The 11,001-nt window shown below is 57.3% G+C and carries 12 protein-coding genes; 5 read left to right on the forward strand and 7 right to left on the reverse strand.

Annotated elements, in window-relative coordinates:
- The first annotated feature begins 567 nt into the window (after positions 1-567).
- On the forward strand, positions 568-1,572 hold the full coding sequence (locus tag E1297_RS07755) for an AraC family transcriptional regulator (protein ID WP_155136136.1): 1,005 nt from the start codon (positions 568-570) through the stop codon (positions 1,570-1,572).
- Positions 1,573-1,824: 252 nt separating this feature from the next.
- Here E1297_RS07755 and phaR read toward each other — a convergent pair whose 3' ends face one another.
- Positions 1,825-2,400 (reverse strand): polyhydroxyalkanoate synthesis repressor PhaR, encoded by a 576-nt coding sequence (phaR, locus tag E1297_RS07760; RefSeq protein WP_155136139.1) that lies wholly within the window; start codon positions 2,398-2,400, stop codon positions 1,825-1,827.
- A 301-nt stretch (positions 2,401-2,701) separates the two neighbouring features.
- On the opposite strand from phaR, the gene E1297_RS07765 reads away from it, so the two are divergent.
- Together E1297_RS07765 and phbB are read left to right on the forward strand one after the other, a co-directional pair.
- On the forward strand, positions 2,702-3,883 hold the full coding sequence (locus E1297_RS07765) for an acetyl-CoA C-acetyltransferase (RefSeq protein WP_155136141.1): 1,182 nt from the start codon (positions 2,702-2,704) through the stop codon (positions 3,881-3,883).
- A 125-nt stretch (positions 3,884-4,008) separates the two neighbouring features.
- Complete coding sequence (phbB, locus tag E1297_RS07770) at positions 4,009-4,737, forward strand: acetoacetyl-CoA reductase (RefSeq protein ID WP_155136144.1); 729 nt, start codon at positions 4,009-4,011, stop codon at positions 4,735-4,737.
- Positions 4,738-4,848: 111 nt separating this feature from the next.
- Here phbB and E1297_RS07775 read toward each other — a convergent pair whose 3' ends face one another.
- Both E1297_RS07775 and E1297_RS07780 read right to left on the reverse strand, forming a co-directional pair.
- Positions 4,849-5,250, reverse strand: coding sequence for a hypothetical protein (locus E1297_RS07775; RefSeq protein ID WP_155136147.1), 402 nt, complete (start codon positions 5,248-5,250; stop codon positions 4,849-4,851).
- Positions 5,247-5,699: a hypothetical protein gene (locus E1297_RS07780; RefSeq protein WP_155136150.1), complete on the reverse strand. Its 453-nt coding sequence runs from the start codon at positions 5,697-5,699 to the stop codon at positions 5,247-5,249. Before E1297_RS07780 ends, E1297_RS07775 begins: the two co-directional genes overlap by 4 nt.
- A 218-nt stretch (positions 5,700-5,917) precedes the next feature.
- Between E1297_RS07780 and E1297_RS07785 the strand changes: the two genes are divergently transcribed.
- On the forward strand, positions 5,918-6,568 hold the full coding sequence (locus E1297_RS07785; RefSeq protein ID WP_155136153.1) for a septation protein A: 651 nt from the start codon (positions 5,918-5,920) through the stop codon (positions 6,566-6,568).
- Positions 6,569-6,574: 6 nt separating this feature from the next.
- On the opposite strand, the gene E1297_RS07790 is transcribed toward E1297_RS07785, so the two are convergent.
- The 4 genes from E1297_RS07790 to E1297_RS07805 all read right to left on the reverse strand — a co-directional run bounded on the left by E1297_RS07790 (position 6,575) and on the right by E1297_RS07805 (position 9,466).
- A complete protein-coding gene (locus E1297_RS07790; RefSeq protein ID WP_155136156.1) occupies positions 6,575-7,000 on the reverse strand; it encodes a hypothetical protein in 426 nt (141 codons plus the stop codon).
- A 151-nt stretch (positions 7,001-7,151) separates the two neighbouring features.
- On the reverse strand, positions 7,152-7,337 hold the full coding sequence (gene rpmF, locus E1297_RS07795) for a 50S ribosomal protein L32 (protein ID WP_155136158.1): 186 nt from the start codon (positions 7,335-7,337) through the stop codon (positions 7,152-7,154).
- Positions 7,338-7,515: 178 nt separating this feature from the next.
- Positions 7,516-8,256, reverse strand: a complete 741-nt coding sequence (gene mtgA, locus E1297_RS07800) for a monofunctional biosynthetic peptidoglycan transglycosylase (protein ID WP_155136161.1) — start codon at positions 8,254-8,256, stop codon at positions 7,516-7,518.
- Positions 8,231-9,466, reverse strand: coding sequence for a cyclopropane-fatty-acyl-phospholipid synthase family protein (locus E1297_RS07805; RefSeq protein ID WP_155136164.1), 1,236 nt, complete (start codon positions 9,464-9,466; stop codon positions 8,231-8,233). The genes mtgA and E1297_RS07805 overlap by 26 nt, the downstream gene beginning before the upstream one ends.
- Positions 9,467-9,631: 165 nt before the next feature.
- On the opposite strand from E1297_RS07805, the gene E1297_RS07810 reads away from it, so the two are divergent.
- Positions 9,632-10,537, forward strand: a complete 906-nt coding sequence (locus tag E1297_RS07810) for a polyprenyl synthetase family protein (protein WP_155136167.1) — start codon at positions 9,632-9,634, stop codon at positions 10,535-10,537.
- Positions 10,538-11,001 lie beyond the last annotated feature (464 nt).

Genomic DNA, 11,001 nt, shown 5'->3' on the forward strand with positions numbered 1-11,001 from the left:
CACTTCTCTCCCAGATTGTCGCGCTATAACCGTGTCGGCATTTCGCACCTCGGCCGTTTTTCACAAGCCTATCGGAGACTGTTCGGCGAAACCCCAAGCCAAACACAAAGATTGGGCCCGGTCGCCAACAGGCACTTTTGAACGGGCGCGGCCCCCTGAACATGCACGATGATTTCCAATGCTTAGAAAAGGACAGCTCCAGCCCCCTTGCCAGTCCGGAACCCAGCCTCGGCGGAGGATCGAATCCCTTTGCTACACCGGGCGAGCAATCCTCAATGGAAAACCGGAACAAGTGGCATTGCCTTGCCCCCCCGGAGTTCCCAAGTCCTTCGCGTCATGGTGCCACATTCAAGCCCAACATCGCGCTGAATAACTTGCCCCATTGGAAGATGACTTTCACCGCCAATCCTGTACACCGGCACAAGCGCTCATATTCGCAGTCTGAACTAGTTTGCTATCAGGAAATTCAACATCTCCAAGGAGACGATCAGAGCGCGCATATAAAATGGTCTGCTGCCGTGAAACTTGTTTCGAACCAGGCAGCGTCCCGGCTTCAATGAGATACAAATGAAGCGCTCTATCGAGCCATTATCCAAATACCGCTTGTTTCAGACCAAAAATCTGGACGAAGCACAGGTGTTCATTGCCGAGCGATATAACCCTCACAAGCTCGATATTGCTTCCGGCGCCGACCGTTTCGACGTGCATTACAACAGGGTCGAAGGCCATACAGTTTCGTTGAACTATCTGAGATATGGCGCAACGATGATGATTGAGCCCGGCGAACTCGAAACATTCTATATGATCCATATCCCGATTTCAGGCCGGGCCGATATCGACAACAGTAGCGGCGTGGTTTCCTCCAGACCGGGTCTCGGCTGTGTGATCAATCCACATCGCCACACGAAAGTGTTCTGCTACGAGAGTTGCGAGCGGCTTCATCTTCAAATTGACGCAAACGCCTTGAAACACCACGCGGAGTGCTTGAAGGGCGGACCATTGGCAGCCCCCGTGACTTTCGAAACAGCCATAGACACAGATCGCGCGGCAACGGCAGCCTGGGTCCGCAAACTCCGGACATGTTTTGACCTTGCGGAACGTGGTCTAGCATTTGGTCCCGGATCCGGGAACACCCAAGCCGTGATTGAGGAAGAGCTGATCCTTGGGTTTCTCAAAAGCCAGCCAAGCAACATCTCTTTTCAGCTTGAGACTGCTCCAAAGCCGGCGGGAAACATACATGTCCGGCATGCAATTCAATTCATGATGGAACGAATCGGAGGCTCCATAACGCTTGGCCGGCTCGCCGAGCACACGGGCGTCTCCACCCGCAGCCTGCAACTCGCATTCCAGGCAGAATACGGCAAGACGCCCATGCAGTATTTGCGGGAGCTCCGTCTGCGCTTGGCGCGGGAGATCATCACACAGTCAAACACCAATGAAACGGTGAGCGAGATTTGCCACCGTGTCGGCATTACACACCTTGGCCGATTTTCACAGTCCTACCGCAGACTGTTCGGCGAAGCCCCAAGCCAAACAGAAAGAGAAGGTCTCACCGTCAACAAACGCATTTGACCGGGTAAATCGTTCTGCCATACCGATCGGGCGGCATTCGGGATCAAACGCCTCCGCACAATACCGCGCCCTCTTTTGGTTACGGCGCCGACCTGAACGATTCGATTGCAGTCAGCGTGACGTGTCCCGGGCTGCCAACCTTTATGGCAAAGCCAAAGTCAGAATGACCCGAAACAAACAAACAACACAGCAACGGGTGTTGCTGTGCTGAGGTTCGCACCCGTTCCGCCGTGGCAGCCGCCACGCGGCCCATCAGTCCTTCTTTGAAAGATCGTTGATCTTTTCCTGCATCTCGGCGAGCTGCTTCTTCATCTCGTCAAGATCGGACGGATCCGATTTGGCCGGTTTTTCCGCTTTCTCGGAAGCTCCGGCTTCGCCGGTCGGGAACGGCATGAACATCTTCATGGCCCGCTCGAACATTTCGGTGTTGCGCTTGACCTGATCCTCGATCGCTTCGAGGGCGGTTGCACCAAACGCCTCGCTCATCCGGGTGCGGATCTTTTCCTGCTCCTGGGTCAGCGTTGACATCGAGTACTCCAGGTAACTCGGCACCAGTCCCTGCATGCTGTCGCCATAAAACCGAATCAGCTGGCGCAGGAAGGTCACCGGCAGAAGATGCTGTCCCTTGCCCTCCTGCTCGAATATGATCTGTGTCAGGACCGAACGGGTGATGTCGTGTCCGGTCTTGGCGTCATAGACGACAAAATCCTCTTCGCCCTTCACCATGACGGCGAGGTCCTCCAGCGTCACATATGTGCTGGTGCCCGTGTTGTAGAGCCGCCGATTGGCGTATTTCTTGATGATGGTCGGCTCGGTGCTCTTTGCCATTTTGTCTTCCGTTTGCAAGGAGCCTTTCGGCAAGTTCCTTTTTGACGACAAGACTTTCCGGTCTTTTGCCGTCTCCTCCGCCTTTCAGACTAAGCCATTCGCATTGTGTCTTACCAGCGTTTTTATATGCACCGACGAAAGGATGATGCTGCACCCGCAAAAACTGACCATAGGTAGGGTTCCTCCCAGTTGACACCAGCACCGGCTGCGGTCTCTAGTCGCTGGCGAAAGCACCTTTTTCTCCCGATATAATCAACAGGGGAAAGGTTCACTTCGCACATGCAGCATCTGGAGAGTAAACATGCCCGCTTCAAACGATGTAGTGATTGTCAGTGCAACCCGGACACCCGTCGGGTCGTTCAACGGCGCCTTTGCCAACGTCCCGGCCCATGAACTTGGCGCCCATGTCATCAAGGCCGCGCTGGACCAGGCAGGTGTCGAAGGAAGCGATGTCGATGAAGTTGTCTTCGGTCAGGTGCTGACCGCCGGTCAGGGCCAGAACCCCGCCCGTCAGGCAGCCATCGCAGCCGGCATTCCCGACAGCTCCACCGCCTGGGCACTGAATCAGGTCTGCGGCTCCGGCCTGCGCACCGTCGCCATTGCCGCCCAGCAGATCCAGACCGGAGACGCCTCCATCATGGTGGCCGGTGGCCAGGAAAACATGACGCTCTCGCCCCACTGCGCGCCGATGCGTGCCGGCTACAAGATGGGCGATTACAAGATGATCGACACCATGATCAAGGACGGCCTTTGGGATGCTTTCAACGGCTACCACATGGGTCAGACCGCCGAAAATGTCGCCGAGAAATGGCAAATCACCCGCGAGCAACAGGACGAATTTGCGGTCGCCTCGCAGAACAAGGCGGAAGCGGCCCAGAAGGCCGGCAAGTTCAAGGACGAAATCACCCCGTTTACCGTCAAGGGCCGCAAGGGCGACACGGTTGTCGAGGACGACGAGTATATCCGCCATGGCGCCACGGTTGAGGGCGTCGCCAAGCTGCGCCCGGCCTTCAACAAGGAGGGCACCGTGACCGCTGCCAATGCGTCCGGGATCAATGATGGGGCGGCAGCTCTTGTTGTGATGAGCGCAGCCGAAGCCGAAAAGCGCGGCCTGACGCCGCTTGCGCGGATCGCCTCCTGGGCGACAGCCGGTGTGGATCCGGCGATCATGGGCTCGGGTCCGATCCCGGCGTCCCGCAAGGCTCTGGAAAAGGCCGGCTGGGCGGTCGAGGACGTCGAGCTTGTCGAGGCCAACGAAGCCTTTGCCGCTCAGGCCTGCGCCGTGAACAAGGACATGGGCTGGAACCCGGACATCGTCAACGTCAACGGCGGTGCGATTGCCATCGGGCACCCGATCGGCGCATCCGGCGCACGCATCCTGACCACGCTCCTGCACGAAATGGTCCGCCGCGATTCGAAAAAGGGCCTGGCGACCTTGTGCATCGGCGGCGGCATGGGCGTTGCCATGTGCCTGGAGCGCTAAAACGTCAAAATTTGCGTCTTGTCATGGCGGCGTCATTATTTGGCTGCCATGACAATTTTAACGAGAAAATTTTGGGACTGCATTGAGCCACGAAAACACTTCAAACCAAGAGTGAGGAGGACTGCATGAGCAAGGTTGCATTGGTCACCGGAGGTACACGCGGGATCGGCGAGGCCATTTCGAAAGGTCTGAAGAATGCCGGTTATACGGTGGCCGCTACCTATGCTGGAAATACCGAGAAGGCGGAAGCATTCAAGGCAGAGACCGGCATTCATGTTTACAAGTGGAATGTGGCGGATGCGGAGGCCTGCGCCGAAGGCATCGCCAAGGTGGAAGCCGAACTCGGGCCGGTCGACGTTCTGGTAAACAATGCGGGCATCACCCGCGACGGGATGTTCCACAAGATGACCTTCGAGCAGTGGAAAGAGGTGATTTCAACCAATCTCGATTCCATGTTCACCATGACGCATCCGGTCATCAACGGCATGCGCAGCCGCAGCTCCGGCCGGATCATCAACATCTCGTCGATCAACGGCCAGAAGGGCCAGATGGGCCAGACCAACTATTCGGCCGCGAAAGCCGGTGTGATCGGCTTCACCAAGGCCCTGGCCCAGGAAAACGCCTTCAAGGGCATCACCGTCAATGCGGTCTGCCCGGGCTATATCAACACGGACATGGTCGGCGCCATGCCAGAGAAGGTGCTGGAACAGATCATTTCCGGCATTCCGGTCGGCCGCCTCGGCCATCCGGAAGAAATTGCCCAGACGGTGGTCTACCTTGCCTCCGACGCGGCAGCCTTCATGACCGGCGCTGTCATGACCATCAATGGCGGCCAATACATCGCTAACGGCTGATCGCCTCTTGTTCGATTGCAAATTGCAGGGGGCGCCGTGACAGCGCCCCCTTGTCTGCCGGATACCCCCTGACCCAATCATGGGAGAGGTTCCCGGCCCACTGAAAATGCCTCAGGATTCGCCGTCGCAGCTTTGCGCCCGCATGTCCTCCAGCGCCTTGTCCCGGGCCATGGCCGCTTTTGAAATCTTCGTCTGAATATCGTTTTGCGCGATTTTAAGCCGGTTCACGTCTGGGCCCGTCGTAATCCCGCGGTCCCTCAAGGCGTTTTGCTCATTCAGGTTTTCAAGCATCAGGCGCGACAGATTGTTGTGGTTTTGATGATTTTCGACATACTTGATGTTGGCGTAAAGATAACAACGCGCTTCTTCAAGCTGCGCCTTGGACGCAAAATAGGTGAAAAAGCCCGCGGCCGCGCTGGCCAGAACCGCAAGTGCGGCAATGTATTCCTTGTAGTCATTGAGGTAGCCAAGCAACGACTTCCTGCCGTTTTGCGATGTGTCAGCCGCGGTCACTGGATGTATCCAATCGCAAGCCCCTCGCCAAACTCGCAAAAGCAGGTTGATCCGCGCGTTGTGGTGATTGCCGGGCAAGATCCGTTCGCAGTCAGGCAGATATTGGAGAAATCGACGCCCGTCTCATTCTTGGCGTATTGCTCAATGGTGCTTTGAGCAGCGGTCTTTCCCATCTGCAATTCGAAAAAGGGCTTCGCTTCGTCACAAGGGTTCCAGAAGGTCTTGCCACACTCCACGGCAGAGATACTTCCCCCGGGCTGGAGCGGATTTTGCGGAAGAATCCCGGCAGGTTTTCCGTCCTTGATCCCCTTGGCCGCCTCTTCGACAGCCATCGCGTTGTCTTCATCGTCATGAGCACGCATAAGCCCTGACTCCCCGATAACCCCGCCAGCGGCAACCGGAGAGACAAACAGCGCAAAAAACACCAAGTACAGCGCTGAAAATCTCATGGAACGGCCCAATACAAGTCTCTGTGTCATAATAATTGAAACCAATAATTATTCAACCGAACTTGTAACGGCGAAATTTTCACAGACACATCTCTACGGCATCTGCAAATGAAGAGGCGCTTTCCCGCCAACCGCCTTGCCGTCAAGGACCCTTGCCCTGTTTTGCATGATCACTTATGTGGGGGCATGACCGCCTGTAACCGGCAGCTGGAGCTTTCATGGAATTCGAACACGCCCCGAACGATCCGACGCGCAAGGAGCTGTCACCGCTTCTCAAACTCGCCCTTGAGCTTGGACCGCTTGCGGTGTTCTTCCTGTTCAATGCCCGCGGGGATCAGATTGCGGCCGCCCTTCCTGCCCTGAAAGCCCTCGGCGCACCGATTTTCATGGCAACGGCCGCCTTCATGGTGGCGATCACAATTTCACTGGTCGCCTCGCTGTGGCTAACCAGGCGCCTTCCGGTCATGCCGCTGGTGTCCGGCGTCGTGGTGATCGTGTTCGGCGCCTTGACCCTATGGCTTCACAACGATCTTTTCATCAAGCTGAAGCCGACGATCGTCAACGGACTGTTCGGCACGGTGCTTCTCGGCGGCCTGTTTTTTCGCAAGTCCCTGCTCGGCTATGTGTTCGACAGTGCGTTCCGTCTGACAGACGAGGGTTGGCGCATCCTGACCTTGCGCTGGGGCCTGTTCTTCTACTTCCTCGCCATTCTCAACGAGGTCGTCTGGCGCTCGTTCTCGACGGATTTCTGGGTCAGCTTCAAGGTGTTCGGGGTCATGCCGATCACCCTGCTGTTTGCGCTGCTGCAGCTGCCCCTGATCCAGAAACATGCCCTGACCGACGAAACGGACCACAAGAAGGGCAAATAGCAGCTTCTAGTGACCGCCGCCGTGGCCGATGGACAAGTCACGGCGCGCGCCGGAAATGGTGATGGAAAAACCCGCCATCACGTCGATCAGCGACATCACCATAAGAATGAAGAACACAGAGGTTGCCGCTGCGCGGAGAACCAGAAACTCCACCAGATAGACAACGAAGACAAGCATCGACAGGATGTGGTCGGCCATGGCCACAGGTCCGGTCCGCGTCGCCTTGAGCACTTCGACAAACAGGACGAACAGACCGGCCACGATCAGGAGATCGCCGGTCACCATCGTGAAGTGCGCCCCGGACACCATCGGAAGTGAGACCAGTGGTGCCGAAAACGACGCAAGGGAGCCGCCCCCGGTGCCGGCAAAAACAATCACGTTATACGCAATCAGCGGCAGGATGGTCAGCGGCAGGAACGAAATCGGTCTCATAAAGCTCTCTCGGGTCATCTGGACGGGGAGACCATCTCACGCGGCTTCATGGTGACAGCAAGGCAATCCGGATTTTTGCCGATCACAAATGAAAAAGGCCGACCCTTGCGGGCCGGCCCAAATCTGTTTCGCCAGTCAGCGATCTGAACCCTTAGGCATCGTCCTTCGGGGTCATGATCTGACGGCCCCGGTACATGCCGGTCTTCAGGTCAACGTGATGCGGGCGACGCAGTTCACCCGAATCCTTGTCCTCGACGTAAGTCGGCTGCTTCAGGGCGTCCGCGGAACGGCGAAAACCGCGCTTCATGCGCGAGGTTTTTCTCTTCGGAACGGCCATTTTGTTCTTCTCCGTGGTCCATAGTCGCGCGGCCCGGACCGGGACAGCCCGGGGCGTGGCATCACGCAGCGTGTTGGAATGCGCGGCGTTATACAGGCAACGCACAGGTTTTGCCAGCCCATAACGCAAATTTTCTTGACCCGGCAAACACCGGATCGCTGATGCACCCGGTTAACCGTTATTCGGGCAAAACACAATCGAAAATCGGCCCGCTTTGCCGAATACGCGCCAGGTTCGTTGCCGCGAGGCTTCTCTGCCAGGAGGCGGGCCTGGCCGGATTGCGTTCAAGCGGGTTCGGCAGGGACGTCGCAAGGCGTGCGGCCTCGACATGGGTCAGGTCCTTGGCGGACTTTCCGAACCAGGCCTGAGCGGCAGCTTCCGCGCCGAATATCCCCTCGCCCCATTCGGCGATGTTCAGATAAATTTCCAGCACCCGTTTTTTTGTCAGGATGGCGTTCAGCATCAGCGCCATCGGCAGTTCAAACCCCTTGCGGATATAAGACCGTCCCGGCCACAAAAACAGGTTCTTCGCGGTCTGCATCGTCAACGTGCTGGCCCCGCGCGGCGTTTCGCCCTCCGACAAAATCCCGAGCTGACGCTCCAGCGCAATCCAGTCGACCCCGTCATTGAAACAAAAAGTGCTGTCTTCGGACACAATGACCGAGCGGATCAGGTTGGGTGAAATCTCTTCCAGAGATACCCACTGACGATCCACCCAGAGCCCCTCGGCATAGCGCGCCAGCATCAAGGTGCTGACCGGGGGCACGAACGAATAAAGGACCGTTAGCAGCGGGGGCAACAGGACAAGAAGCAGCACAAACCGCAAGACCCATTTCCGGACAAACCGGCCAATTGATCTTGCGGGTTTCTGTTTTGCGGACCCAATTTCGTCCTTATCCGACTCGTTCCAACTCGACATTCAGCTTCCGCTCGTTATCGACAATGAAGTCCCGGATGATCGGAACTGCATCGCGCTTCCTCGACAGGATGAGCTGGAATACCATATTTGCGCCGAACAGGAAGGACAGCTCGACCCCTGCGAGGTAAAGCTCCCACATCCGGCAGAACCGCTCGTCATAGAGCTCCGCGGCCTTGGCACGGTTCTTTTCGAAACGCAGCCGCCAATCGCGGATGGTGTAGTAATAGTGGAGACGGAGGATTTCGATGTCATCGACCCAGATCCCCTGGTCTTCGGTGATGCCGAGAACCTCTGATAGCGCGGGAATGTTGCCACCGGGAAAAATGTACTTCTTGATGAAGCCGGTGGTCACGCCCGGCGGTGTCATCCGGCCGATCGAATGGATCACCGCGAATCCGTCCTCCTTCAGGACCTCGTGCACTTTCGCGAAATATTTCTCCAGATACCCGATACCGACATGCTCCATCATGCCGACGGAAATCACCCGGTCGAAAGACCCTTGGAACTCGCGATAGTCCTTCAACACGAACTTGACCCGGTTCTCGACACCGGCTTCGCGCACCCGTTGCTCGGCAATCTTCACCTGCTCCGGCGAGACATTCAACGACGTAACCTTGGCCCCCTGCTGGGCCATGCGGATCGCAAGCGATCCCCAGCCGCCGCCAATTTCAAGCACCTCCATGCCGCGCTCAAGATCCAGCTTGGCAATCAGATGATTGAGCTTGGCATCCTGTGCCTGTTCCAGCGTGTCTTCGGGCGAACGGTAATAGGCGCAGCTGTAGTTCAGGCCATCATCCAGAAACAGCCGGAACAGATCGGTCGACAGGTCATAATGATACCGCGCCTGCTTCTTCGCACGGCGGATGGTGTTGTGACGATCAAGCGCCCGCTGGATCAACTCCCTGAGCCGGGTAAGACCACGGCTGGGCGCGTCACTCAAGGCGCCCATGTTGTTTGATGCAAGCAGATACAACAGATCATAGATCGTGCTGCCTTCCTCAACGGTCAGTCTCCCGTCGAGAAAGGCCTCGGAACCGGCCATTTCGAGGTTCAGCACCATGGCCAGGGGCAGCTTGCGGTCATGCAAGCGCACGGTCACAGTCGGGCCGTCCAGCCCACTTCCGATTTCATTTATTTCGCCTGTAGGTCCAATCAGCCGGAGACGGCCTTTTTGGATGTAAGACTTCAGCAGGCTGGACAACAATCGCATTCACCACTCCCTTAAAAACACCGGGACGTGCCTGTCGAGAACAGCACATTTCTGAACAAAGGCATCTGGCAAATGCACAAAAGCCTTTTCCAGTCTTGACGATACATGGAAATCGGGAGAGGGAAACCGTCCAGCGAAAGAAAAATTGTTCCGGCAAGGCATTAAATGGCATTTGAACTCAAGCCACACTTGGCAAAACAGGCAGGACGTGTGGAGGAAACCCTTTCGGTACTCCTGACGGCTGATCCGGCCGATCAGGAGACACAACGCCCGGAACGCCTGCTGGAGGCCATGCGATACGCGGCTCTGGGAGGCGGCAAGCGGCTGCGTCCCATTCTGGTTCTCGAAACAGCCAGGATGTTCGGGCGCGATGATCCCGGCATCGTGATTGCGGGGTCCGCGCTTGAACTGATTCATTGCTATTCGCTTGTCCATGACGATTTGCCGACAATGGATGATGACGACTTGCGCCGAGGACAACCAACCGTGCACAGGGCCTTTGACGAAGCGACCGCGATTCTCGCAGGCGACGCGTTGCTGACCCTCGCCTTCGATGCGATTACGCTGGACAGGGTCCATCCCGATCCGCATCTGCGTTTGGAGCTGTGCCGCGACCTGTCGCGCGCCGCAGGTATCGGCGGCATGGCGGGCGGGCAAATGCTGGATTTGCAATCAGAGCACAGATCGCGCACCGAGACCGAAATCCGGACGCTCCAGTCCATGAAGACCGGGGCCTTGCTGCGTTATGCCTGCCGGGCCGGAGCGCGCCTCGGCAATGCTTCTGAACAAGATATAGGACGCCTGACGCGATTCGGCGAGATTATCGGCCTCGCGTTTCAGCTGGCAGATGATCTGCTCGATCTGGAAGCAAGCCCGGAACGCATGGGCAAGGCAACCGGCAAGGATGCGGAGGCCGGCAAGGCAACGCTGGTCGCCCTGTCCGGACCAGAACGAACCCGGCAGGAGCTTGCCAGCTTGCTGGAGGAAGCGGAGGCCCTTCTGGCTCCCTATGGCCAGCGTGCTGAAACCCTGAGCGCCCTTGCCCGCTATGTGGTGCAGCGGGACCACTAGATCCCGGCTCGGACACGCGAATCGACCGGCTGATGAAAAGTGCTCGATGCAGGCCCGCACCTTATGCCGGATATGCGCTATTCAATCGGAAGTCCGTTCATTTTCAGAAAAGAAGATTGTTCCCAATAACCGCGCTGGAATGTGACCCTGCCCTCTTTCACGGCGAAAAAACCGCATCCTCGAAGGCCAATGGGGTCGCGCCATTCGAGGATCGCGACATCACCGGCCTCGTGAATGAATTTCACCAGACAAGCCGTGTCTGAGGCTGAAAACTCCTGCTGGAACATGGGCCTGATCGCATCGCGTCATTCGACCGGTTCCCGGGTAGCCTGATGGTTTACAGCAGTTTCCGAGTAGAGGGATGAATTCAAGCGCGACGTGCAACGCAATGTAAGCTGCTCACTCTGATGCGCTCTTTCTCAGCGAAGGCCTTTCAATCCCTTATGGCGAACCGAACCGTCCCG

The sequence above is a fragment of the Roseibium sp. RKSG952 genome, assembly GCF_009711355.1.